Below are 24,058 nucleotides of genomic sequence, written 5' to 3'. Positions count from 1 at the left end.
GTATCAGTACGGCAGTTTCTTGGAAAATCCCATGGTAGATTGGCACCAATGCAGAATGTTCCGAATTTTCGCCGCGCTCAGAGAATCCAGTCGTTGGAGATTTCTGAAATCGTCCAGCTTTCGGAGCGCGCCGCCTACCTGCGAGCCGAGGGACAGGACATAGTCGCTCTCTCGACAGGCGAACCTGACTTTCCGACTCCCCCGCATGTTGTCGCGGCGGCGCATTCCGCTGCCTTGGCGGGAAAGACGAAGTACCCGGCGACCCTGGGCACGCCCGAGCTTCGGGACGAAATCGCCCGTCAGGCGGGCGTCAGCCGGGCTCGGGTCATCGTGAGCACCGGCGCAAAGCAAGTGCTCGCGAATGCCATGCTCGCGACGCTCGACCCGGGTGAGGAGGTGATCATGCCTGCCCCGTTCTGGACCAGTTACTCGGACATTGTCCTTCTGGCCAGCGGCACCCCCGTGGTCCTGCCTTGCCCTGTGGAGGACGGTTTTCGCCTTACAGCCGAACGGCTCGAAGCGGCGATCACGCCACGCACTCGATGGCTCATGCTGAACTCACCCTGCAACCCAACTGGCACCAACTATTCCGAAGCCGACTTGCGCGCCCTCGCGGAGGTACTGCGGCGGTACTCGCAGGTGCAGATCCTGATAGACGAGATCTACGATCAGCTATCGTACGTGCCCTTCACCTCGTTCGCCACGGTTGCACCGGACCTGTCAGAACGGACGCTGATCGTGAACGGGGTCAGCAAAGCCTACGCGATGACCGGATGGCGCATCGGATGGGGTATCGGCCCAGCCGCCATGATCTCCGCCATGGGTGCGGTGCAGGGGCAGTCGACGTCTGGCGCGAGCTCGGTTGCGCAAGCCGCGGCCTTGGCGGCGCTCTCCGGGCCGCAAGAGTTCCTTCTGGAAAGACGCGAGGTGTTCCGGTCACGCCGCGACATGGTCGTGGCGCGTCTGAATGCCATGCCTGGCGTAACGTGCTCGCGGCCCGATGGCGCCTTCTACGTGTTCCCCGACATCCGGCGCGCGATGGCGACTAACGGCTTCGAGAGCTGCGCGCGCTTTTGCGAGGATCTACTTGAGCAGGTCGGCCTCGCACTGGTGCCGGGACGCGCGTTCGGAATGCCCGGGCATTTGCGCCTGTCCTACGCCTATTCCGAAGCCGAGCTTCTGGCCGGCCTTGACCGCCTGGAGCGATTCATCACCCACGTGCGGCCTGCCGCGCAAGAGGATTCTCAGCCGAACAGGGCAACCGTATGAGCAAGATGAGCAACCTTTGGGAGCACACGAAAGCCGAAGACCTATCGGTGACCCGGCTTTCTGCAGACAGGACGGCCGATCTTGTCGTAATCGGTGCCGGTTTCACCGGCTGCTCGGCTGCGCTCGAAGCAGCGCGCACCGGCGCATCTACTGTCGTGCTGGAAGCCGAAACCATTGCCCACGGCGGTTCGGGCCGAAATGTCGGTCTGGTGAATGCGGGACTGTGGCTGCCCCCGGATGACGTCGTCGCGGTCATGGGCGAGGCTGAGGGCACGCGACTGGTCGAGGCTCTTGGCAAGGGCCCCTCGGCGGTTTTTTCCCTCGTTCGGGACTTCGGGATCGCGTGTGAAGCGGTGCAGAACGGCACGCTGCACCTGGCCCATTCCCCCGCCGGCTTTCGCGATCTCGAGAAGCGCTTCAGCCAAGGCATCCAACTCGGCGCGCCGCTTCAACTCGTGGACCGAGAAGAGGCAAGCCGGCGGACTGGTAGCACCCAGTTTCACGGTGCGCTTCTGGACCCCCGCGCGGGCACCGTGCAACCCCGGTCGTATTGCGGTGGCCTCGCCCGCTCGGCCGTCGGGCTGGGTGCCGAGATCTACCAGAACAGCCCTGTCACCAAGATCGAGCGCGAGGGGGGAGAGTGGCGGGTTCACGCCAACGGCCAGGTTGTTACGGCGCAACGTTTGCTTCTAGCCACCAACGCGTACCACCAACTCGCGGAGGGCACCTGCGCGCCGGAATATGTCGTGGTGAACTTCTGTCAATTCGCCACAGCGCCGCTGACGGAAGCGCAGCGTGCGAAAATTCTGCCGGGGCGCGAGGGGTGCTGGGATACCGCACTGGTCATGTCGTCGATCCGAATGGACGAAAGCGGTCGACTCATTGTCGGAGGAATGGGAGACTCCGAAGGCTTGGGGGCACGGATCCACGGCCGATGGGCCCGCCGCAAGTTGAGGCGTCTCTACCCTGAGATCGGCGACATTCCTTTCGAGCATCGCTGGCGCGGTAGGATCGCGATGACACAGGATCACATTCCGAAAGTTGTCGAGTTCGGCCCTGGAGCCTACGCCCTCTTTGGTTACTCCGGGCGGGGAATCTGCCCTGGAACCGTCCTCGGCACCGCTGCTGCCAAAGCGCTCCTGGAGGAATGCCCGGAAGCAATTCCGCTGCCGGTAGTTCGCAAGTACGCGGAGCGCTTCAAGAGGCTGAAGCGGGCCTACTACGAATTCGGCGCATCGCTTACCCATGCAGCCAGGCCCGGCCCCTTGGGCTGATTGCTCTGCCAAGTGCGTACTTCCCTATGGGCATCTTCAAGGTGCGACGGGCGAGGCAACCATAGTTTGCAGCAACGAAAAGTTAAACGCTCACAATCTGGCGGGGTCCCGAAAATGACGACACTTTCAAGGCGTGATCTTCCCGATATGCGCCTGTTGCAGACATTCGAAAGTGCGGCGCGCCACGGTAATTTCACCCGCGCCGGAGATGAACTCGCATTGACGCAAAGCGCGGTCAGTCGGCAGGTCCGCGAATTGGAAGACCAACTCGGGCATCCATTGTTTGAACGGGTCCGTGGCCGGGTCATCACGACCCCGAAGGGTGAGGCGTTTCTTCTGGACGCCTCACGGCTTCTCCACATGGCCGAGGTCACCATGCGACATGCGAAGACCGCCGACGACGGTCAGAGGTTGTTGTCCATCAACGTGCTCCCGACCTTTGCCCAACGGTGGTTTGCGCCGCGCCTCGCAGGCTACCTCAAAAGGGATGCGAACACGACTTTCGACATCACCACGATCAAGGGCGTGTTCAACCTCACCGCCGAACAATGCGATCTCTCGATACACTTTGGCGACCCAAGCTGGCCCGGAGCAAAATGTGTCTACCTGTGCAGCGAAATCGTCGTGCCGATTGCGGGTGGCTTGCTTGGGAGAGAGCGGATCACGGACCCAAAAGACCTGATAGATGCGCCAAAACTGGTACTGTCGGAACGCCCAAACCTATGGTCGGACTGGTTCGATCGCTGTGGTGTTGACGCGCCGTTCAGGCGAATTTCTCATACTTTCGATCAGTTCACACTGACGATCGAGGCAGCGAAGGCCGGCCTTGGGTACGCGCTTCTCCCCCGCTACCTTATCGAGAAGGAGCTTGCCGCCGGCGAGCTGAATGTCGTTCTGGATGCTCCCCATTCTACACAGAAAGCCTACTACATGGTGATCCCGGACGGGCGCGAGACGAAGGTGAAGCCCTTCTGTGACTGGCTGGTCCAACAGGTGCGGTACCGTCCGCTCGCTCTAGCGCAATGAAATCGCGTCAGCACGGCTGAGAGGCCAAGCGACCCCCATGTTACGATCAGCGTGCTGCGAGCCTTTATTGCTTTGCCACGCACTGCGTGAAAGCCCGCTCAAAGATTTTTGCCGTAGGGCTAGGCGCGCGGCGGGCTGGGGTCAGTAGGTAGAGTTTTCTCTTGAGTACAAGATCGCTCAATGGCACGAAAGCGATACCCGGATCGTTGAACAGCAGCACGGCATTGCGCGGCAGCAACGCCACGCCGATCCCGGCGCGTACGAGGCAGAGCTGGGCAATCGTTGAATGGCTGCGGAGCGGGCCGGTTCTTAGCGCGAGCGGCAAGGCCGCGTGAGAGGCAAGCAACCTCGAAGAACCGGTTTTTGCTCCGAGATGAATGAGTTGCTGCGGATCGATGTCTGAAAGGCGGACCTGCTCGGCGGATCGCGCCAGCGGGTGGTCAATTGCGCATGCCAGGCCGAAGGGGTCAGCGCTGATCTCGTTTTGCAGCAAATCGGGCGAGCTGCGGGCACGACCCGCAATGGCAAGATCTAGCCTAGCATCCGCGACCATTCCGGCGAGCGTTTCGGCCACGTCGTCATGCACGGTGAGGACCACCCCGGGGTGTGCCGCGCGAAAGGTGGCAATCGCCGGGGCCACATGCGGGGTGATCGCCGAGGGCGTGGCGCCGATCCGCAGTGTGCCGCGCAGCCCACGCGCATGATCGCGCAGGCGATTGAGTGATTTGTCGAGCGCGGCGAGCAGTGGTTCGGTCTCTTTCAGGAAGTCCAGCCCCAGCGGTGTCGGGGCCGGCGGGCGGCTGCGGCGGTCGAAAAGTGCGCCGCCCTCGATCTCTTCGATTTGCCGCACAGTTTCGGTTAGCGCCGAGGGCACCACCCCGAGCCGGTCCGCGGCGCGGGCAAAACTGCCCTCCGCCCAGATCGCGTGAATGGCCCGCAGGTGGCGCAGGTTAAAGTTCGTATTTTCTGAATCAATCTTCATATGTTTCAATTTCAAAGAATGCGCGTCTTCGGTCAATATGCCGCCAGACAGGAGACCCAGATGACCGCCACCGACCGCAACCTTTCCGACGCCATCGACCGACTTCCCCGCGCCCTGAAGGACGCAGGCTTTCGCGGAGAGGTCACGCGTGACAGCGCGCTGAGGGCGGCCATGTCCACCGACAATTCGGTCTATCGCATCCTGCCCGACCTCATCGTCGCGCCGCGCGATGCCGCGGATGTGGTGGCCTGCATGTCGGTGCTGGAGCGGCCCGAGTTTGCCCATGTCCCGCTGACTGCGCGCGGCGGCGGCACCGGCACCAATGGCCAGAGCCTCAACCGCGGCATCATCCTCGACATGCGCCGCCATATGCACCGGCTCCTGGAGGTCGATCCCGAGGGACAATGGGCCGACGTGGAGCCGGGCATCGTGCTTGATGATCTGAACGCGCAGCTGCGGCCCAAGGGGCTATTCTTTGCGCCCGAAACCTCGACCTCGACCCGCTGCGTCGTCGGCGGCATGGTGTCGACCGATGCCTCAGGGAAGGGCTCGCGCATCTACGGCAAGACCTCGGACAACCTCTTGGGTGTCGAGATCGCGCGCGGGCAGGGGCTGGTCTCCAGCCTCGGCGACGCGCCAGACTGGGCCGCGCCGATGCTGGCGGCGGCAGAAACCGCAGCGCGGGCCGGGCGCACGGCCTTCATCGCAAACACCCCGCGGCTCAACCGTCGCTTCACCGGCTACGACCTCGAGCGCGCCTGTACAGAAGAGGGCGGCTTTCAGTGGTGGCGGCTGTTCCCCGGATCCGAAGGCACGCTTGGGCCGATCACCCGCATCCGGGTGAAGCTTTGCCCGCTGCCCAAGGAAAAGCGCCTCGTGGTCGCCGGGTTTGCCAGTTTCCGCGACTCGCTGGCCGCCGCGATGCCGCTGCTGCGGGACAACCCGACCGCCATCGAAGTGATGGACGAGCGGGTGCAGGCGCTGGCCGAAGAGGCCGGTCTGCTTGGCCGCCTGCCCGAAACCCTGCGTCCGCAGGGCGGTGAGGCGCTGGCCTATACGTTCGTTGAGTTCAATGGCGATGATGCGGCGGAACTTGCGGCACGCATCGCGGCTTGCGAGGCGCGTCTGCAGGGCTTGCCCGGCATCCGGGCGGTGCATGTCGCGGCAGGCAGCGATGACATTCGCGACCTTTGGGCGGTCCGCTCGGCCGGTGTCGGGCTCTTGGGCAAGATCGATGGCCGGGCGCGCCCCGTTGCCTTCGTCGAAGATTGTGTTGTGCCGCCCGAGACGCTGCCGGAGTTCCTCGACGGTTTTCTAGACATTCTCACCCGGCATGGGCTGAGTTTTGGCATCTACGGCCATGTGGACGTGGGCTGTCTGCACATCCGCCCGGCGCTCGACATCGACGCAGAGGAGGGCCGCGCGCGGCTGGTGCAGGTCTCTGACGAGATCTTCGAACTGGTCAACCGCCATGGCGGCATCTTCTGGGGCGAGCACGGCAAAGGGGTGCGCGGCGCCTATCTCGAAGGCTGGATCGGGCCGGAGGCCTATGCCGCGTTGCAGGGGGTCAAGGCCGCCTTCGATCCTTCGGGACGCTTCAATCCCGGCAAGCTGGTCGGCGCCGGAGCGCCGGTCATGGGGATTGCCACGACACCCTTCCGTCCGTTCAACGCGCCCGAGGGCGACCCGCTGGAAAAGGCCTTCCGCTGCAACGGCAATGCGCAATGCCTCAGCTATGCGGCGAGCATGCCCATGTGCCCGTCCTTCAAGGCGACCGGGGATGTCCGCCACTCACCCAAGGGACGCGCCGATGCGCTGCGCACATGGCACGGGGACCGGCGGACTGGAGAGGCGACCATTGACGAGGCGGATCTTCTCGGCACGCTCGACACCTGCCTCGGTTGCAAGGCCTGCGCCTCGACCTGCCCGGTGCAGGTGGACATTCCGGCGATGCGCGCGACATTCTACGCCGATGTATATGGCCGCAAGCGGCGCCCGCTGACCGACCGGGCGATGCTGCTGGCCGAACGTCTGAGCCCGCTCATGTTGCGCGCGGCACCCGTGATACGCCCGTTCTGGCCGCTCGCGCGGCGCGTGGCAGAGGTGGTGCTGGGCGTGACGGACCTGCCCGCTGATCTGGCGCACCCCTTGCCTCCTACGGCACGGATCTCAGTGGCCGAGCTCAAACAGCGCGAGCTTCCGGAGCGTGCAGTTCTTGTGTGGATGGATTGGTTCTCGGCGCTCTATGACGGCGCGACGCAGCGCGATGTCTATCAAGGCCTTACGACGCTCGGCTATGCGCCGCTCTTTGTCGAGATGCTGCCAGCGGGCAAGGTGGCGGGCGATCTTGGCGACCGGGCGGGGTTTGCGAAGATGGCGGGGCGTTTGGTGGCGGCGCTCAGCGACGGTGCGGCCAGCGGCGCGCCGATGATCGGTCTCGACCCGGCCTTCGTCATGGCGCTGCGGCAGGACTATCGCAAGGCGGGGCTCGACGTGCCGATGGTGCTCTTGCCGCAGGAATTTCTTGCGGCGGAGGTCCGGCGCGGGGCGAGGATGCCACAGGTGCCCGGCGGGGCGCTGAGCCTCTTCACCCATTGCACCGAAAGCACCGGATCGCCGGCGGCGCGTAAAGACTGGCAGGAGGTTTTTGCCGCGCTTGGGCTGCAGATCGACACGCCCGCAACCGGCTGCTGCGGCATGGCCGGCATGTTTGGGCACAAAGAACGGCACCAGAAGATGTCTCGCAAGCTGTTCGATATGTCCTGGGCGGAGCCTTTGGCTAAGGCCGAGGAGGCGGTGGCCACGGGGTTTTCCTGCCGTTGCCAGACGGAGCGGCTCTCTGGCATGCCGATGCGCCACCCGTTGGGCCTGATTGCGGACCGGCTGGGGACGCGGAACTAGTGCCGATCCTTTCCCGTGCATGAGACCCGACGGTCGATGGTACTTTGCGTCTGCGAGAATTCGGGCAGCTGAGTTCTGCGCCAGGACCCCAATACTGAGTGGGGCTGCAGAACGGCACATCGTGCGTCGAAAGCACTTGGATAGAGAAAAGGGCCATCAAAGCGTCTAAGGAACGACCGGAACAGCCCTTGGCGTCCGAGTGCGCAGGACCGGTATCGGCCCTGCGCACACACGGCATCAGTCGATGTCGAACACCACGCCCTGCGCCAGCGGCAGTTCAGACGAGTAGTTGATCGTGTTGGTTGCGCGCCGCATGTAGGCGCGCCAGGCATCCGAGCCGCTCTCGCGCCCGCCGCCGGTCTCCTTCTCACCGCCGAAGGCCCCGCCGATCTCGGCCCCCGAGGTGCCGATGTTGACGTTGGCAATGCCGCAGTCCGAGCCGCGCGCCGACAGGAAGGTCTCCATCTCGCGCAGATCGGTGGTGAAGATCGACGAGCTGAGCCCGCCGCCGACGTCGTTGTGCAACTCGAGAACCTCGTCGAAGTCGCTGTATTTCATCACGTAGAGGATCGGTGCGAAGGTTTCGCGCAGCACCGGGCCGGCCTGTTCGGGCATCTCCACCAGAGCGGGTTTGACGTAGTAGGCTTTCTCGCCCTCCACTGGTTCGCGCTGGCCGCCATGCACGGTGCCGCCAAGCGCGTCGGCTTCCTTCAGCGCGGCCTGCATGCCTTCGAAGGCCGCCGCGTCGATCAGCGGGCCGACCAGCGCCTGGGTCTCCAGAGGGTTGCCGACGGTGACGCTGGCGTAGGCCTTGCACAGGGCTGGTACGAGCTGATCGTAGACGCTCTCGTGCACGAAGAGCCGGCGCATGGTGGTGCAGCGCTGGCCCGCGGTGCCCATGGCCCCGAAGGCGATGGCACGCAGGGCCATGTCCATGTCGGCCGAGGGGCAGACGATGCCGGCATTGTTGCCGCCGAGCTCGAGGATGCACTTGCCGAAGCGCGCCGCCACCTTTGGCCCGACGATGCGCCCCATGCGGGTCGAGCCGGTGGCCGAGATCAGCGCCACCTTCGGGCTGTCCACCAGGGCCGCGCCGAGCTCCGGCCCGCCGACCAGAACCTGGCTCAGCCCCTCGGGGGCATCGCCGAAGCGGGCGATGGCTCGCTCCAGCACCGCCTGGCAGGCGAGCGCGGTGAGCGGGGTTTTCTCCGAGGGCTTCCAGAGCACCGGGTCGCCGCAGACCAGCGCCAGCGCGGCGTTCCAGCACCAGGGCGCGCAGGGGAAGTTGAAGGCGGTGATGATGCCGACCACGCCCAGCGGGTGCCAGGTCTCCATCATCCGGTGGCCGGGGCGCTCGGTGGCGATGGTCAGCCCGTAGAGCTGGCGCGAGAGACCGACGGCGAAGTCACAGATGTCGATCATCTCCTGCACCTCGCCGAGCCCTTCGGAGGGCGACTTGCCCGCCTCGATCGAGACCATGCGGCCGAGCTCGTCCTTGGACTTACGCAGTTCCTCGGCGAAGAGTCGCACTAGCTCACCGCGGCGCGGTGCAGGTACCAGGCGCCAGCCGCGGAAGGCCTCGTTGGCCTTGACGATGGCGGCATCGGCATCAGCGACGCCGTGTTCGTCCAGCGTCGCCACGATCTCGCCGGTGATTGGAGAGACCACGACCATGCCTCCGTCCACGTTGAGCGCAGCGGTAACATTGCAGGAACCCATAGTTTCGGCGGTGATGGCGGACAGTGGCTTGGTGAGCATGTTGAATCCTTTCGGTAGATCAGGCGTGTGCATGAGCGAGAACGGCGCGTGCGTGGGCCAGCGAGGCCGCTTCGACCTCGGCATAGCGTTGGTGAAGGTCAATGACGGGCGCTCCCAGGTCTTCTTCGAAGCGGGCCCGGTTTGGGTTGGCTGCGAAGCCCTGACTAGCTTCGTCGCCGAGGTTAGACTGAAAGATCCCGGCGGCCGAGATCGGCAGGAAGTCCTCGTAGATGATCGGGTCGGCGCGCAAGACACCTGCGGTCACCAGCGTGGCAGGGTCGCGCGCCAGATCCTCAGTCGAGCTCCCTTTGCCGGTAGCGCTGTAGCGGAAATAGCCCAGCCCCTCGGTACGGATCGTCTCCAAGTCGTCGGGGAAATCGGCGAAGGTGCGCTCCAGCGTCTCCATGTACTCCGCCGCGTTAGAGCCATCTGCGGCAGGGCGCACGAGGCCCCGTGTGTGCGCTAGAAGCCGGTCGTAAAGTGCCTGGCCCTTTGGGGTCAAAGCCAGGCCGCGTTGTTCGATCTCCCCAAAGCGGGCGGTGTGGCTGCCGTCGACAGTGGTGACCCCGTCGCTGTAGGAAACCGGCTCCTCCAGTGCCTTGAACGATGTCTGGCGCAGCAGGATGGGGACGGCGCGGGCCGGGGGACCCTCGATCACGGCCTTAGGCGCAATGCCGCGTTCGGGCATAAGGCGCTGCACTGCATCGATGTCCAGTGTACGAGGTGTTAGGTGGTTGATGTGCGGCCCTTTGAAAGCCACCACGTCGGCAACCAACCGGTGCGCTTCGTGCAGGCGCTTGTAGAGCGCGTGCTCCACGTTAGCCTCCGGGTGCCATCGGAACGTCTCGAGCGCTTCCGCAACAAAGGATTCCGCCTCCTCGGATGTAAGACCTCCGTCCGCCTCGGCGCGCGCGATGAGGTCTAGGCAGCCCTGAGTAAAAATCTTGCGCTGCGAGAGAACCTCGTCGGCCTCGGCGCGCAGTTCGGCATCCTCGATCAGGTCGAGCCGCAGGAGCGAGGTAAAAACACGGAATGGGTTTGCGTTCAGCGCCGATTGTTCCAGCGGGCGGAAAGCGGTGGAATGAACCGGCACTCCTGCTGCGGAAAGGTCATAGTAACCGACCGGGTACATTCCCATGACTGCGAAGAGACGACGCATGGTGGAAAGTTCCTGTGGCGTGCCGAGACGGATCGCGCCATGGCGCTCTTCGCTTACGCGGTCCAGCTCACCCAGCTCTTGTAGGCGTGCACGCTCGGAGGGCTCTGCTTCCAGTCGCGCTTCGTTGACCAGCCGCACCAAGTCGAGCAGCGTGCCGTAGGCAGGGACCTCGTCGCGGTACATGCCGGACATGGCGCGGGAAAAGAGGGTTCGGATGGCGTTTGGGTCGATGTGGCACATGCGTTCGGATCTCCGCTGGGTATAGAGCCGGATACCAGCTTAGTCTTCCAGCAGGGAGAACCCCAACGACGGTTCGGACTGCACCTATTCTGACTCCGCATGTAGGAGCTTCGCTCTAGATCAGGAGGTTACATGGTCAGTTATCAATCTCGCGACCTGCTCCCCTGAAAAGTCAGCGGTTTGAAGTTGGCCTGTTCTTCAAACGAGGAGACAGACGATGCGGAAGAGCCGGTCTCAAAAAAGACCAACGTATATCACATAATTTGGCCTTATCCGAGGGTTAGAGGAGAACAGTCGGCGCGAAGAACAACTGCGGGCTGCCTCGGTGAAGATATCACACAGTCTCAGAAGGTCGCGTTCGACAATTTTCCGAAAGCAGGATCCTGAAAGGAAACTCCCGCTTCCTCGCCAGGGTCTCGCCCGCGCCGGTGGCCCACTCCGCGATGACCGTTATGGCCCCGTCCATGATCTCGAGACCGGGGTGTTCAAGGATTACGTGGACCTATCCTGCCTTGAGCATCGCCCGGGTCGCAGACGTCAGCTCATTACCCACGACAAGGATATCTGGGCGGCGCGCATCGCGAAGGGCGTTGACTGCGCCTTCCAGGCCTCCTCCAATGACAAATACGCCACGAAGTCGGCTGCCAGCCTTGCCCAACAAAGTGCTGACTGCCCGCGCGGCTCCGATGTCGCACTCCCCGCTGGACAAGGCAGGCAGGACGGACAATCGGCTGCCTTTTTCCTTGAGGAAGCTACGGAAGCCGTCTTCCTCCGCCCACTGATTGCGAAAGAGGGTCCCGCCGTTGACCAACCCGATGCTGCCCTCGGGACCCCCCAAGCCGGCACATGAACCAAGCAGCAGTCCGACCTAGTTCTATTTCGTTGCTTTCAACCAGGCCGGGCGCCGCAGGGCAACCGAGGCCCGAAATTACCGGCAGCACCGGGACGCCCCTGCGGTTGAGAACCTCTATCGCGGCATGAACCTACGGATGGTCGATGCAGTGACAGGCGATCACATCGCTGCGCCAGATCCACGAGGGCAGCCACTGTGGCCTCGGGTTCAGGGTGGGTGAGATGATGCGTGATGACCCGGGCCTGAACGTCGTGGCTGCTTTCCGCAATGGCCTGCGCACGATCAGCCATGTCGAGGAAGGTGCGTCGAGTCCTTGCGTGTAGCAAGAGCTCGATCCGGCAATGGGCTGCCTCGGTGCGCAGCCGGCTGCGGATTACACCGCCCCCATGAAAGGAGACCTCTTCCGCGATTTCCAGGACGTGTTCGACTGTGGCCCGTTTGACGGGCGACCGCCCTGTCATGATGCGGTCGACGGTCGAAACACTAACACGTGCGGCCTTGGCCAGCGCCTTATTCGTGATTCGTTGCAATCCTTGTCCCCGCGCATTTCGGGGCATCAGAGCCTCGGGGATGAGAAATTTAAGCGAATGTCATGCTCACTGCGCTGGCCTTCCTGCTGCTGATCGTGACCGTCGTGCTGACGAGCGCTGGCAGCTCGGTCATCGCGAAGCGCTACAAGGCAGGGTGAAGAGTTCGACAGACGGCACTGTTTGAACGCTGCGCCATGGCAGGCGGCCGGCCGCCACTTTCAAGCTCCGGCCGCCCTGTCTAAACGGTTCAGCCCCCGATAAGGACGGCACCACCCTGCTCGAAACTCAACTGGACCGGCTGACCCGGCGTGAGAGGCTCGGCATGATCGGTGCTTATGGCAAAGAGCGCCCCGATATCGCTGTCGATCTCGTATTCGAGATGGTCGCCAAGATAGGACATGCTCCGCACCCGGCCGGTTTCCTCTCCCGCGTCGACCGGGACAAGGCGGATTGCCCGAGCTCGAACCGACAGCTTGGCCGGCCCGATCTGCGCCGTCCGTGCGGGCAGATCAAGTGACAGCCGCCCGAGGGTGACTTGCGCGCGCCCGGCTGCGACGGCATCGACGGTGCAGGGCACTACGTTCGCCTCGCCGATGAAATCCGCGATGAATTCGGAGGAGGGCTCTTCGTAGAGCGTGCGGGGGGTGCCGGATTGCTCGATGATCCCTTCGCGCATCACCACCACCCGGTCGGACACTGCCAGAGCTTCGTCCTGGTCGTGGGTGACGTAGACGGCGGTGAAGCCGAGCCGCTGTTGCAGCTCGCGGATCTCGGTTCGGACCCGGCGACGCAGCCGTGCGTCGAGGTTCGAAAGCGGCTCATCGAGCAGCAACACCTGCGGTTCGAGCACGAGCGCCCGCGCCACCGCCACGCGTTGCTGCTGCCCGCCCGAGAGCTCGGCGGGCAGACGGTGGCCCATCGCCTCGAGTCCGACCAGCGCAAGACCCCTGTCGGCCAGCTCTCGCGCCTCGCCCCGTTTGAGGCCGCCCGATTCCAGCCCGTAGGCAACGTTGTCGAGCACGCTCATATGCGGGAAGAGCGCATAGGATTGAAACACCATCGCCACGTCGCGCCGGTTCGGGGGCAGGTGGGTCACGTCCTTACCTCCGATCAGGATTTGCCCGGCGCTCGGGGTCTCGAGCCCGGCCAGCATGCGCAGCGTCGTGGTCTTGCCGCAGCCCGATGGGCCGAGCAGGGTGACCAGCTCTCCGGGAGCGATTTCGAGATTTAGGTCGGGGATCGCGGTGAAGGCGCCGAAGCTCTTGCGAATACCGCGGAACGACACCGCGCCGCGCTTTTCTGTCTGGTGGGTCATGCGGAAATCTCCCGTGCCTCAATGTTGTGGACCTTGCGCCCGTCTTCCGCCCTGCGCCGTAGGCGGCGCTCTCCTATCAATAGCTGGAAGCCGCCAATGACGGTGATCATCACAAGGATCAGCGCCGAGCTGTAGGCGATGGCGATGCCGTATTCGCCGTTTTCGACGAGGCCGACGATATAGGCCGTTGCCATGTTGTATTTCGCGCTGACCAGGAAGATCACGGCCGAGATCGACGTGATCGCGCGCACGAAGCTGTAGACCAGAGCTGCGAGGATCGCCGGTTTCAGGAGCGGAAGGATCACCCGCCGCAAGGTCCGCGCCGAGTTGGCGCCGAGCGTCAGCGACGCCTCGTCGAGACTGCTGTCGATCTGGCTCATGGCCGCGACCCCGCCGCGCACGCCCACCGGCATGTTGCGGAAGACGAAGCAGAAGATCAGGATCAGCGCCGATCCGGTCATCTGCAGCGGCGGCAGGTTGTAGGCCATGACATAGCTGATGCCGATCACCGTGCCGGGAATGGCGAAGCTCATCATCAGCGAGAACTCAAAGACAGACTTTCCTGGGAAGCGTTGCCGCACGATGAGCCAGGCGGTGAGCAGGCCCACCGCGGCCGTCAGCGGCGCAGCTGCCAGCGCGATGCCCATGGTTGTCCAGAAACTGTTCCATGCGACGCCGGTAAAGCCGTGCTCGAGACTGACCGAGAAGGCACGGGCGTAGTGTTCCAGGGTCAGAGTGTGGTCGAGCCCCCAGACCTTCGCGAAACCGCCGAAGAGGATCATGCCGTAGATGAAGAGGGTGAACAGCGACCACAGCACAGCGATACCGACAACGAGCCCGCCGAGCACCAAAGGCAGTTCTGCGTGCCGTCCTCCGTCGCCCTTGCCCGAGACGGTGGCGAAGTTGCGCCCCGCCAGCCAGAACCGCTGCGCGAGAAAGGCCGAGAGGGTGAAGCACAGCAGAATGATCGCGAGCACCGCCGCCCGCGACGGGTCGTGCTGGGCGCCGACCACGGCGAAGAAGATCTCGGTCGAGAGCACACCGCCATTGCCGCCGAGGATAAGCGGGTTGCCGAAGTCTGCCATGGATTCGATGAAACCGATGAGAAAGGCATTGGCCAGTCCCGGCGCCATCAGCGGCAGCGACACGCGGCGGAAGGTGCGCCAGCGGTTCGCGCGCAGGGTCTGGCTGGCTTCTTCCATAGACGGGCTCACGCCCTCGACGACGCCGATCAAGACGAGGAACGATATGGGGGTAAAGCTCAGGACCTGCGCGATCCAGATGCCCGGCAGGCCATAGATCCAGCGTCCGAGTTCCTGACCGGTGAGGCTTTCGAGCAATTCGGTGACAAAGCCCGCGCGCCCCATGACCATGGTCAGAGCGAGACCGATGACAAAGGGCGGGGTGATGATCGGCAGAACGGTAAGCAACCGCAGCCCCTTCTTGAAGGGCATGGCGGTGCGGGTGGCAGCCAGCGCGAAGACCAGCCCGAGGAGAGTCGACCCGGTCGCCGTGCAGAGGGCCAGGAACAACGTGCGCCAGGCAACACCGCAACCGCCGCCCGACAGGCAGCCAAGACTCCAAATGGCAGGATCAAGGATGTTGGCGGCAATACCGTCGGTCGTGAAATTCCCGCGGAAATCCTGGAAGGCACCTGCGAACATGGCCAGGATGGGGTAGGCGACGAAGGCAGAAACCAAAAGCACCAGCAGCACGATGGCCCCCAACACGAAGCCATCCCCGCGTAGAGCACCGCGCTCGGCGAGGCCGAAGGCGAAGAGTCCGGAAAAGCTCAGCAGTGCCAATACCGCGCCCGCACCGAAGGCGGGTTGGCCCTCGATCGCGCCGAGCAGCGGCTCGAGCGGCAGCGACCAGCCGCGTAGCCCGATGGCAAAGCCTTCGGCGATCATCCAGCCCAGCCCTGCCGCGCCCAGCACCAGAAGTAAACGCCCTCGCGCCGGCCCCGGCGCACTGCGCCGCAGCCAGAGCGCAAAACCCAGAAGCAGCAATACCGGCAGGAGCTGTAGCCGGCCGTCGGCGATCTGGCCGAGCCCCGGCCAGAGACGCGGATCGGATAGCATGTCCCCGATCCAGTCGAACCCGAAAAACCCCGACCGGATGTGGTACCACGGAACGAGCAAGAGCCCGGCAAACCCAAGCAGCAGGGCGATGTCGATAGAGCGGTTTGCGCTGTTCATGGTCCCCTCCCGAACGCGTCGATGCGACGGGCGGCGCGGGGCCGCCCGTCCGGTGCGGCCTTAGAAGGCGGCGCCGATTTCCTTGCTCCAGCGGTCCAGCAGGCGCTGACGCACATCGGTCTTGCCGTATTCGGCGAAATCGTAGTCGATGAGCTTGATGTCCTCGAGCGCGGGGGCCTTCTCCGACGCTACCGCCGCGCGGTTCGACGGCAGCTGAAACGAGCGCGCCTCAGGCATCAGGTTTTGGGCCTCGGCCGAGAGCGCCCAGTCATAGAAGGTCTTCGCGGCCTCGAGATTATACGCCCCGTCGATGATCGACATCGAACCGACCTCGTAGCCGGTCCCCTCGCAGGGGGCGACAACCTCAATCGGGAAGCCTTCGTCTGCCTGCGCCACCGCGTCGTGCATGAAGACGATGCCGATGCCGGTTTCGCCGCGCGCAGCCGCCTTGACCGGGGCGGAGCCGGACTTGGTATATTGCGACACGTTGGCGCCAAGCTCGGCAAGGTAGGCAAAGGCCTCGTCCTCGCCCATCAGCTGCACCAGCGTGGCCAGCGCGGTATAGGCGGTGCCCGAGCTGTTGGGATCGGCGATCTGGATCTCTCCTTTCAGAGACGGATCGGTCAGGTCAGCCCAGCATTTCGGCGGCTCGATGCCCTTTGCGGCAAGTATTTCGGTATTGTAGCCCCAGCCAAGCGCGCCGGAATAGACGCCAACGGTGCGATACTCTGCATTTTCAGCCTGTGTGACGGCCCAATCGTGCAGTTCGGAAAGCCGTGCGCTCTCATAGGGATGCGTCAACTTGTCGTTGGCGGCCTGCAGATGTGGATCGCCCGAGCCCGCCCACCAAAGATCGGTCTGCGGGTTGCGGGCTTCGGCGCGCAGCTTGGCATAGGCTTCGCCCGACGACAGGCGTACCATATTGACGTCGATGTCGTGGCCCTCCTCGAAGCGCTCGACGAGCAGTTCGCAAATGACGATGTCCGCCGAGCAGATCAGATTCAGTTCGTCCGCGGCGGCGATGCCTGGGGCCAGGCCAGCCGCAAGGCCGGCCAGCAGATAAGTATGTTTCATGATGTCCTCCCAATGACGTAACATGACCGGTCTATGTACACGTGTACACAATGATGCGGCAGCGTGCGCTTCGTCAACCATGAATCTGCTATTCATTGAGCGCATCTTTAGGGTATTACGGTAAGAAGCCGGTGCAAGCGTGAGCAGGGAAGATGACATCAAACAGCAGGATGCAACGCAAGGGTGCGGTAACGGCCAAACAGGTGGCCGACCTTGCCGGGGTGTCGCGAGCGGCTGTTTCCCGCAGCTTTACACCCGGAGCCAGCGTCTCGGCCGAGACGCGGCGCAAGGTGATGGCGGCAGCGGATCAGCTGGGCTACCAGGTCAATCACCTTGCGCGGGGGCTGATCAGTTCGCAAAGCGGGCTGGTCGCCCTGATCGCTGCCGAGATCGAAACGCCCTATCGCGCGGCGCTGCTCTCGGCGTTGGCCCAGGCGTTGCAAGCCGCCGGGAAAACACCGATCCTGATCGCCACAGAGCGGTCCGATGAAAGCGTGCGCAATGCTTTGCGTCAGGCGACGAGCTATCGCACCGAGGCGGCAGTCGTGCTGTCGGGCATGCCTGACACGGCTCTGACCGAGATGTGCCTGCGCCACGGAATGCGCCTGGTGCTGATCAACCGCGACGACGCGCAGCCCGGCACATTGCAGATCCGGCTCAACGACCGGGCCGCGGGCGAGACCGCCTTCAACACACTGCTGAGCACCGGCTGCAAGCGTATTGCGCTTATCGCCTCGGATGCCGGAACACCAAGCCTTGTCGGGCGGATCGAAGGCTTCGAAGGGGCCGCACGGGCGCAGGGAGTGGAAATAAGCCGACTGATCTCGGGCGCGACCTCCTATGCCACCGGCTTGCAGATCGGCACGCAGCTGTTCTCGCGGCCCGACCGGCCGGACGGGGTGTTCTGCGTGACCGACCTGCTGGCCTGCGGCGTGATGGATGCGGCGCGCCAACGCTTCGGGCTGCGCGTTCCCGAGGACGTCTCTTGCATAGGCTACGACGACATTCCGCAGGCCAGCTGGGAGAGCTACCAGCTCACCACCTTCGCCCAGCCCATCGACGAGATTGCCGAAGCCGCCATAGACTGGCTCGCCGCACCGACCGAGGATCACGCCCGCAGCGAGATCGTCGAGCTTCAGGCGCCTCTGGTCTGGCGCCAGACGCTGCCGCGCCTCGCGCCGTCCTGATCAGGCGCCTTCGCGGGCGTTCCTGCCAAGCTGCGGCGCCGGGCGCGCGTCAGGGCGTAGGCGGCTTTCGTCCAGCAGGCCCTGTTCATCCATGATCGGATGCGCGACAGACGCGAGATGCGCCGTGATCCGCTTGAGGTCGCGCAGCATGTCGAGATGCAGCGAGCTTGTGTCGACGCTTTCGCTTTGCGCGGCGCGCAGGCGAGCGAGGTGGCGTTCGGCCGACTGTCGCTCGCGCCGGCGAACCTCGACCTTGCCCTCGATCATTTCGCGCGCAAGGCCGGGGTCTTCTGTCGCGAAGACGGTCTGCGCCGACTTGAGCGTGTCCAGCGTCATAGAAAACAGCCCTATCAGTTCCAGGTACCCCTCGTCGGAAAAGCGCAGCCCCTCCTCGGCGCGCTTGCGGGTCATGGAAGCGAGGCCCTTTTCCGCGATGTCCCCCACATGTTCGAGGTTGATGACGTAGTCGACAACGGCGATGGCCCGGCGCCTCTGCCGGTCGCTCAGCTCGTGCCGCAGCAGCCTTGCCACATAGAGCTTTACCTCCTGCTGGGTACGGTCGATGCGGTCCTCGAGCGCCGGCACCTCGGCCAGCGGCGCGAGGTCCATAGTGCGGAACGAGGCCAGGATCTGGACCAGCATCCGCTCGATGACGTCGCCAACCGCAAGCACCTCGCGGGTGGCACTGGCGAGCGCCACGGTGGGGGTGCTCAGCTCTTCTTCGGCCAGAAATCGCGGGGCTTCGCGTGGCGTGGGCACGTCGGGCAGCAGGTGCTCGAAGGCACGGGCGATAGGCTCGGCCAGCGGCCAGCCGACCAGCAACAGTGCCAGGTTGAAACCCAGATGCGCCGCGATCGGGTCAGCAAGCGCGCCGACGTCGAGCAGCGGCAGCGCGGCAAGCGCCACGACCGCCCCAAGCCCACGCACCGCGAGATTGGCCAGCGTCAGTCGCCGCATCGAGGGCGCGGCGCCGAGCGTGGCGATCACGGCGGGCAACGCCCCGCCGACATTGGCGCCCAGCACCAGGGGGATGACCAGCTCCTGCGACAGCTGCCCCGCTGCTGCCAGTGACGCGATCATCATCACCGCGGCAAGGCTCGACGCCGACAGAAGCGCGATCACCGCGGCGAAGGCCAGCGCGATGACCGGCGCGCTCGAGAGCATGGCAAGCAGCACCTTGAGCGCCTCGGAATCGCGGATCGGCGTGCTGGCCGCATCGAGCAGCCCGAGCGACAGCAGCACCAACCCGACCCCGACGATGGCCCGACCAAAGCCGATGCGCCGCGCGCCGCTGCCGCGCCCGACCGCATGCCCGACAAGGATCGCCAACGGTGAGATCCATCCGAGGTGCAGCGACACCACCCATGCGGTGATTGCCGTGCCGACATTCGCGCCGAGCATCGCCACCTGCCCCTGGCGCGACGTCATGATACCCCGCTCGGTAAAGGACGCGGCAAGTAGCGCGGTCGCGGTCGAGCTTTGCAGCGCCAGCGTCACTCCCAGCCCCGATAGGAGCGCGCGCGGCCCGGTGCGTGTGCTAAGCGCGAGGAAGTGCCGAAGCCGCGCCCCGGCGGCGCGGTCGACCCCGACACGGATCTGCGACAACCCTACCAACAGCAGGGCCACGGCCCCGCCGAGGTTCAGCAGCACGACGGTTTCGGACATGCGCGGGGCTCCTTTAGGGCAGGGCAGGCACAGGCTGGTAGAATGGCCCGGCCTCGGTTTCGGCATCGCGGACGAAGTCGGACAGGCGGCGCAGGAACAGCGCCCAGAAGGCGCCGCGCTGGTCCTGCGCAGTTTCGGGAAGGCGGGCGGCGAGCCCCTTGTACAGCGCCCGGCGCTCGGCGTGCAGGTCGGCCATGCCCAAGGCCCCAGCGGCACGCAGCCGGTACCAGTCGCCGACGACTTCGAGCAGTGGCAAGTCTTGCCCCGAGGGCGCGGCTCCGGCGAACCCCAGTGCCGTATCAAGGCTTCCCGTGACCTCGGCGGCGCGTTCGGCGGGCCATTCCCGTGGCAGGTAGCGATGCAGGACCAGCGCATCCACATGCGCCCTGAGAAAGCTGCCATAATCCTGTGCAGCGCGCACCCCGGCAGAGGACTCGAGATCTTCCCGGCCATAGGCCCCGAGGATGCGAGTGTCATTGCGCAGATCGGAAAGGCTGACATCTTCGACCGTCAGCCCTTCGGCGCAGGTTCGCGCCACGCAGAAGCCCGCCGGCCAGGCGACCAGAGAGGGCACTGCGATGTTCACGAGCTGTCGGCTGGCGTGGTGCAGCGTGCTGCGGCGGCGCACATGCAGGTGGCCGCTGAAATGCACATCGATCCCGGCGGCGCACAGCGCCTCGCCAATGTCGCACCGTGGGCGGCGCAGGGCGGTCGCGGTCGTACCGAAAAGCCGTTCCTCGGCACATTCGTCGTCGCGGTAAGGGTCGAGCGCAGGATAGTGTGAGAAGCACAGCAGTCGCTTGCCCTGCCGCTCGGCGCGCAGCGATACCCCTGCGATCCAGCGCAGCAGGTGCGGCTTGACCCGGTGCAGGGCGTTCCAACCCGCGTTTGTGCTGTCGATCACCTCGTCGCCGCGGCCGGTCGGCTCGAAGACATTGGCGTCGATCATCAGGAACCACAGGCCGGGCACCGGCTCCACCAGATAGCTTGCATCGAAAAGCCGCAGCGTGGTGCCACCATCCCGAGACCGGCAGTCGAAGCGCCGTGCGGAAGGGGTAGGATCGGTACCGAAGGGCGTCTCCCAGTGCAGCACATCGGCCTGCGGGGCAAAGCCATGGGCCGCCATCCGCATCACACCGGTCTCATGATCCGCACAGCGCATCCGGGGGTCGTGATACGCGCCCGCGCCGCTGCGGCTCGACACGGTGACGGGCCGGGCAGCGGCGTCGAGAAATCCCTTGGCATGATCGCGCCCGCCCGGGCCGAAACTATCGTGGTTTCCCGGCAGGGCGAAGAACCGGAGGTTGCGTCGCGCCGCAAGCCGCTCAAGAAGAGCGGAAACGCAAAGCTCCTGCCCGTCGTCGCTGTAATCGCCAAGCAGCACCACGTCGCGCAGGCCCATGGCCTCGATCCGGTCGAGCGCCGCCTCGAAGGCAGCGGCGCTTTCGTTGAACACCCGCGTCGAGGCGCGGGTGTCGGCCCAACTGCGCAGGCTGAGCCCGTCCGGTCCGCGCACACCGTAATCGCAATCGAAGGGATGGTAATGTGCATCGGCGATGATGGCGAAGCGGTGCTCAGTCAAGGGGCGGGGCTCCCTTTGCGATGGCGCGGGCCCAGACGGCAGCCTCTCGTGCGGCATCGAGCAACATCGGCTTGGGCGTCTCGAACCATTCATCGGGGCGCAGCGCACGCGCCTCGCGCACATGGGCGACGGCGTCGTCGAGCGTCGGGAAACGCTCGGGCGCCTCGACATGCAGAAGCAGCGAGACCAGCGCCACCGACCGGCTGCGCCCGGCGCGGCAGTTGACCAGCACGTTGCCGCCATCCTCGAACGGGTAGGTGGCGCGGGCGGGCATGGTCTGCCGCAGCGCGCCCTGCAGGATAAGCAGCCCTGCCAGCATCATCGCCGACGGGTTGCCGTCACCGTCGATCATCCCGATCTTGTAATAGCGCAGCGCCCCGTAACCCGCTGCAACCTTGCCGTTCTCGGGCGCCAATAGCGCCCGGTCCACCAGGTCAAAATCGAGGTTTACCGCGCAGTTTACCAGGATGCGAATGTCATGGGCGCGCAGCAAGTCCATGTCGCGCGCCCCCTCCATGCCACCGATGTAGAGCGTCGCGCCATGCGGGCCGATGTTGTCGGCGATGAGGCTGAGGGCGGGGCGTTCGTATACCGGTGCGCGGCGGTCTTCGTCCTTCATGCCTTACTCCGCCGCGATGCTCGCGGGCGCCTCGGCCCGGTGCAGAATGTTCTCGCCGCTGGCGGCGTCGAAAACCATCGCATGCGCCGGGTCGAAGTCCAGCCAGACCCGCTCCTGAGGCCAGCTCTCGCGGAACTGCGCCACCAGCGCTGTGACCCGCTGATCTGGCATGTCTAGGCTGACGATGGTCTGCGAGCCTGTGGGCTGGACAACGTCGATGCGCGCTTCAACCGCGCCTTCGCGGGGGCTGGTGTGGATGCGCAGGTGCTCAGGGCGCACCGCCACACGCACCGCGCCGCCGCCGAAGCCATGTGCCGCCATTTCGAAGCCGAAGCCCGCGCCCGAGATGCGCAGCCCGCCGTCGCGGCGCTCTGCCGTCGCGTCAAAGAGGTTGACCTTGGGATCGCCGATGAACTCGGCGACGAAGAGGTTCGCCGGGTGGTGATAGATCTCGTAGGGTGTGCCTGCCTGCTGGATACGCCCGTCGTTCATCACCACGATCATGTCCGACATGGTGAGCGCCTCGACCTGGTCATGGGTAACGTAGACCGTGGTCGCCTTGAGCTCGCGCGAGAGGCGCTTGAGTTCTGCGCGCATCTCGGTGCGGAGCACCGCGTCGAGGTTTGACAGCGGCTCGTCCATCAGCAGGATGCCGTTTCGCGCCGCGATCAGCCGTGCCACCGCCACGCGCTGCTGCTGGCCGCCAGACAGCTCCGAAGGATAACGGTCCTGCAGCCCTTCGAGCTGCACCTTCTTCAGTGCCTGGGCCAGCCGCTCGGCGATCTCGGCCTGGGGCATCTTTGCCTGTCGCAGAGCCAGCGTGATGTTGCGTTCCACGGTCATGTTGGGCCAGAGCGCGTAGCTCTGGAATATGAAGCCGAGGCCGCGCTTTTCCGGCGGGACGTTCTCGTGCGATTTGTCGGAGAACATGCAGCGTTCCGACAGGTGCAGCGCGCCTGCACTTGGCGTCTCGAGCCCCGCTATGATGCGCAGGGTCGTGGTCTTGCCGCAGCCGGAGGGTCCGAGAAGGGTGACGAACTGTCCTTTCTCGATGTTCAGGTTCATTTCCGGCAGCGCAAGATAGCCGCCGTAATACTTGGTGATGCCGTTCAGACTGACTTCGCTCATGATATCCTCCCTCTCCCGGTTTCCCGCGCGGAGGGGCGCTCCGCGCGGGCTGATGGTTTACTGGCTGGTTTCGTAGACCCAGAAATCTGCGACCAATGCGACGTTGTCGCGTTGGAAGGCGGGGGTGCCCCAGAACTTGTTCACCTTGGGCCAGACCTCGGCACCTTCGGGCGTCGGCACGTCATTGCGCGGCGAGAAGGTGCCAACCTTGAAATAGGGGCCCATACCCTCGAGCAACTCGAGGTTTTCGCCCTCGCGAAGCTCTCCCTGGATGGTCGTGTCGGCGGTTAGCTCGTCAGAGCCCATCTGGAACGCGACGAACAACTTGGCCGCGTTGGGATGCGGCGCCCGACCGGCGATCGAGGTGTAGGTCGAGTAGGCAAAGACCCCTGACGGCTCGATGTCGTAAAGGATGCCATTCTTGTAGCCGTCGCTATCGTTCTTGTTGATGTAGTGCATCGAAGAGAAAGTGATCGGCGGTGCCTCCTGCCCGGAGAGACCCGAGGCTGCGGCCAGTTTCGAGCCCGAGTTGTAGATCACGAGATCATTGCCGATGAGCCGGTGGAAGAATTCGTAGGCGCCGTTGCCTATGCCGTCGGAATACTCCAGCGGCTTGCCAGTGTGGCTTTCATAGGCGGCGTCGAATGCATCGCCATGCTCCACGAGGTTGGCGATCAGCGCCAGCGTGGTCAGCGAGCCGAGCGGGCTCTTCATGCCGACGCGTTTGGACCATTCGGGCTCGGTCAGCTCCCAGATATTCGAGATAGGCGGGCCGTCGGGATAGGTCTCCGTATTGTAGAACAGCACCGTCGCTTCCACCATTTGCGTCAGCAACGGCTGCTGCAAATCCTCGGGAATGTCGTCAGCCAGATACCGCGGCACATAATTGACGATGCTGTCCTGAGGCAGAAGCTCGTAAACCATCTGCGCCGCTCCGCCCGTGGTCACCACGTCGACGTTGTAGAGCTCCGCCTGATGCTCGCGCATCAGCTTCTCGATGGTCTTCTCCGAGCCGAGATCGAATGCGCTGACCTCGATCTCCGGGTAGAGCTTCATGAAATCTTCCGCCACGGCGGAAATCGACGAAGACGAGGCGTAGACGGTCAGCGCACCTTCCTCCTTGGCGGCCTCCCGGATCGCGTCCCAGTCCTCGGTTTCGGGCTGGTGGACACCAAGCTGCGCCCATTCTTTCCACTCATTGATGCTCATGCTGCCAGTGTTCTGGGCCGGGGCAATGGCGGGCAGTGCCGCCAGCGCTCCAGCAAGGATCATTGTCCTCATAGTCACGGTCTCTCCTC

General features: G+C 64.6%; 18 protein-coding genes. 5 read left to right on the top strand and 13 right to left on the bottom strand.

Going from position 1 to position 24,058, the window contains the following annotated elements:
- The first annotated feature begins 48 nt into the window (after nt 1-48).
- The 3 genes from BM397_RS24610 to BM397_RS24600 all read left to right on the top strand — a co-directional run bounded on the left by BM397_RS24610 (nt 49) and on the right by BM397_RS24600 (nt 3,569).
- Nucleotides 49-1,269 (top strand): pyridoxal phosphate-dependent aminotransferase, encoded by a 1,221-nt coding sequence (locus BM397_RS24610; RefSeq protein WP_092430299.1) that lies wholly within the window; start codon nt 49-51, stop codon nt 1,267-1,269.
- Nucleotides 1,266-2,543, top strand: a complete 1,278-nt coding sequence (locus tag BM397_RS24605) for an NAD(P)/FAD-dependent oxidoreductase (protein WP_092430297.1) — start codon at nt 1,266-1,268, stop codon at nt 2,541-2,543. The genes BM397_RS24610 and BM397_RS24605 overlap by 4 nt, the downstream gene beginning before the upstream one ends.
- 114 nt (nt 2,544-2,657) lie before the next feature.
- On the top strand, nt 2,658-3,569 hold the full coding sequence (locus tag BM397_RS24600) for a LysR family transcriptional regulator (protein ID WP_092430295.1): 912 nt from the start codon (nt 2,658-2,660) through the stop codon (nt 3,567-3,569).
- A gap of 64 nt (nt 3,570-3,633) precedes the next feature.
- On the opposite strand, the gene BM397_RS24595 is transcribed toward BM397_RS24600, so the two are convergent.
- Nucleotides 3,634-4,587, bottom strand: coding sequence for a LysR family transcriptional regulator (locus BM397_RS24595; RefSeq protein ID WP_256218779.1), 954 nt, complete (start codon nt 4,585-4,587; stop codon nt 3,634-3,636).
- Between the two features lie 24 nt (nt 4,588-4,611).
- Between BM397_RS24595 and BM397_RS24590 the strand changes: the two genes are divergently transcribed.
- Complete coding sequence (locus tag BM397_RS24590; protein WP_092430291.1) at nt 4,612-7,452, top strand: FAD-binding and (Fe-S)-binding domain-containing protein; 2,841 nt, start codon at nt 4,612-4,614, stop codon at nt 7,450-7,452.
- Nucleotides 7,453-7,689: 237 nt separating this feature from the next.
- Here BM397_RS24590 and amaB read toward each other — a convergent pair whose 3' ends face one another.
- The 7 genes from amaB to BM397_RS24555 form a co-directional block, all read right to left on the bottom strand.
- On the bottom strand, nt 7,690-9,210 hold the full coding sequence (gene amaB / locus BM397_RS24585) for an L-piperidine-6-carboxylate dehydrogenase (RefSeq protein WP_092430289.1): 1,521 nt from the start codon (nt 9,208-9,210) through the stop codon (nt 7,690-7,692).
- A gap of 19 nt (nt 9,211-9,229) precedes the next feature.
- Nucleotides 9,230-10,609 carry a 2-oxoadipate dioxygenase/decarboxylase HglS gene (gene hglS, locus BM397_RS24580; RefSeq protein ID WP_092430287.1) on the bottom strand — a complete coding sequence of 460 codons (1,380 nt, stop codon included), beginning with the start codon at nt 10,607-10,609 and terminating at the stop codon, nt 9,230-9,232.
- 502 nt (nt 10,610-11,111) lie between these two features.
- Entirely contained in the window at nt 11,112-11,447 is a 336-nt protein-coding gene (locus BM397_RS30005) for a substrate-binding domain-containing protein (RefSeq protein ID WP_369678443.1), read from the bottom strand.
- A gap of 50 nt (nt 11,448-11,497) precedes the next feature.
- Complete coding sequence (locus BM397_RS30000) at nt 11,498-12,019, bottom strand: LacI family DNA-binding transcriptional regulator (RefSeq protein ID WP_092430283.1); 522 nt, start codon at nt 12,017-12,019, stop codon at nt 11,498-11,500.
- A 220-nt stretch (nt 12,020-12,239) separates the two neighbouring features.
- A complete protein-coding gene (locus BM397_RS24565; protein ID WP_092430281.1) occupies nt 12,240-13,307 on the bottom strand; it encodes an ABC transporter ATP-binding protein in 1,068 nt (355 codons plus the stop codon).
- A complete protein-coding gene (locus BM397_RS24560; RefSeq protein WP_092430279.1) occupies nt 13,304-15,505 on the bottom strand; it encodes an ABC transporter permease in 2,202 nt (733 codons plus the stop codon). Before BM397_RS24560 ends, BM397_RS24565 begins: the two co-directional genes overlap by 4 nt.
- A 60-nt stretch (nt 15,506-15,565) precedes the next feature.
- Nucleotides 15,566-16,579, bottom strand: coding sequence for an ABC transporter substrate-binding protein (locus BM397_RS24555; RefSeq protein WP_092430277.1), 1,014 nt, complete (start codon nt 16,577-16,579; stop codon nt 15,566-15,568).
- Between the two features lie 170 nt (nt 16,580-16,749).
- Here BM397_RS24555 and BM397_RS24550 point away from each other — a divergent pair, with 170 nt between their 5' ends.
- Nucleotides 16,750-17,766, top strand: a complete 1,017-nt coding sequence (locus tag BM397_RS24550) for a LacI family DNA-binding transcriptional regulator (protein WP_245696230.1) — start codon at nt 16,750-16,752, stop codon at nt 17,764-17,766.
- On the opposite strand, the gene BM397_RS24545 is transcribed toward BM397_RS24550, so the two are convergent.
- Genes BM397_RS24545 through BM397_RS24525 form a run of 5 tightly spaced genes read right to left on the bottom strand, consistent with a single transcriptional unit; the run spans nt 17,767 to nt 24,041 of the window.
- Nucleotides 17,767-19,431, bottom strand: a complete 1,665-nt coding sequence (locus BM397_RS24545; protein WP_092430273.1) for a Na/Pi cotransporter family protein — start codon at nt 19,429-19,431, stop codon at nt 17,767-17,769.
- Between the two features lie 13 nt (nt 19,432-19,444).
- A complete protein-coding gene (locus BM397_RS24540) occupies nt 19,445-21,013 on the bottom strand; it encodes a metallophosphoesterase family protein (RefSeq protein ID WP_218124933.1) in 1,569 nt (522 codons plus the stop codon).
- Nucleotides 21,006-21,632 carry a dual specificity protein phosphatase family protein gene (locus BM397_RS24535; RefSeq protein WP_092430271.1) on the bottom strand — a complete coding sequence of 209 codons (627 nt, stop codon included), beginning with the start codon at nt 21,630-21,632 and terminating at the stop codon, nt 21,006-21,008. The genes BM397_RS24540 and BM397_RS24535 overlap by 8 nt, the downstream gene beginning before the upstream one ends.
- Nucleotides 21,633-21,635: 3 nt before the next feature.
- The gene (locus BM397_RS24530) at nt 21,636-22,760 is read right to left on the bottom strand and encodes an ABC transporter ATP-binding protein (protein ID WP_092430269.1); all 1,125 of its coding nucleotides are present in this window, start codon (nt 22,758-22,760) and stop codon (nt 21,636-21,638) included.
- Nucleotides 22,761-22,817: 57 nt separating this feature from the next.
- On the bottom strand, nt 22,818-24,041 hold the full coding sequence (locus tag BM397_RS24525; protein WP_245696231.1) for an ABC transporter substrate-binding protein: 1,224 nt from the start codon (nt 24,039-24,041) through the stop codon (nt 22,818-22,820).
- Nucleotides 24,042-24,058 lie beyond the last annotated feature (17 nt).

This window comes from Alloyangia pacifica (assembly GCF_900116195.1).
Classification (GTDB): Bacteria; Pseudomonadota; Alphaproteobacteria; order Rhodobacterales; family Rhodobacteraceae; genus Salipiger; species Salipiger pacificus.
This window is presented reverse-complemented; position numbering and strand designations above follow the sequence as displayed.

Excerpts from the sequence above, each read along its gene's own strand:
- BM397_RS24610 (WP_092430299.1), top strand. The coding sequence starts at position 49 with ATGCAGAATGTTCCGAATTTTCGCCGCGCTCAGAGAATCCAGTCGTTG.
- BM397_RS24605 (WP_092430297.1), top strand. The coding sequence starts at position 1,266 with ATGAGCAAGATGAGCAACCTTTGGGAGCACACGAAAGCCGAAGACCTA.
- BM397_RS24600 (WP_092430295.1), top strand. The coding sequence starts at position 2,658 with ATGACGACACTTTCAAGGCGTGATCTTCCCGATATGCGCCTGTTGCAG.
- BM397_RS24590 (WP_092430291.1), top strand. The coding sequence starts at position 4,612 with ATGACCGCCACCGACCGCAACCTTTCCGACGCCATCGACCGACTTCCC.
- amaB (WP_092430289.1), bottom strand. The coding sequence starts at position 9,210 with ATGCTCACCAAGCCACTGTCCGCCATCACCGCCGAAACTATGGGTTCC.
- hglS (WP_092430287.1), bottom strand. The coding sequence starts at position 10,609 with ATGTGCCACATCGACCCAAACGCCATCCGAACCCTCTTTTCCCGCGCC.
- BM397_RS30000 (WP_092430283.1), bottom strand. The coding sequence starts at position 12,019 with ATGCCCCGAAATGCGCGGGGACAAGGATTGCAACGAATCACGAATAAG.
- BM397_RS24565 (WP_092430281.1), bottom strand. The coding sequence starts at position 13,307 with ATGACCCACCAGACAGAAAAGCGCGGCGCGGTGTCGTTCCGCGGTATT.
- BM397_RS24560 (WP_092430279.1), bottom strand. The coding sequence starts at position 15,505 with ATGAACAGCGCAAACCGCTCTATCGACATCGCCCTGCTGCTTGGGTTT.
- BM397_RS24555 (WP_092430277.1), bottom strand. The coding sequence starts at position 16,579 with ATGAAACATACTTATCTGCTGGCCGGCCTTGCGGCTGGCCTGGCCCCA.
- BM397_RS24550 (WP_245696230.1), top strand. The coding sequence starts at position 16,750 with ATGCAACGCAAGGGTGCGGTAACGGCCAAACAGGTGGCCGACCTTGCC.
- BM397_RS24545 (WP_092430273.1), bottom strand. The coding sequence starts at position 19,431 with ATGTCCGAAACCGTCGTGCTGCTGAACCTCGGCGGGGCCGTGGCCCTG.
- BM397_RS24535 (WP_092430271.1), bottom strand. The coding sequence starts at position 21,632 with ATGAAGGACGAAGACCGCCGCGCACCGGTATACGAACGCCCCGCCCTC.
- BM397_RS24530 (WP_092430269.1), bottom strand. The coding sequence starts at position 22,760 with ATGAGCGAAGTCAGTCTGAACGGCATCACCAAGTATTACGGCGGCTAT.
- BM397_RS24525 (WP_245696231.1), bottom strand. The coding sequence starts at position 24,041 with ATGAGGACAATGATCCTTGCTGGAGCGCTGGCGGCACTGCCCGCCATT.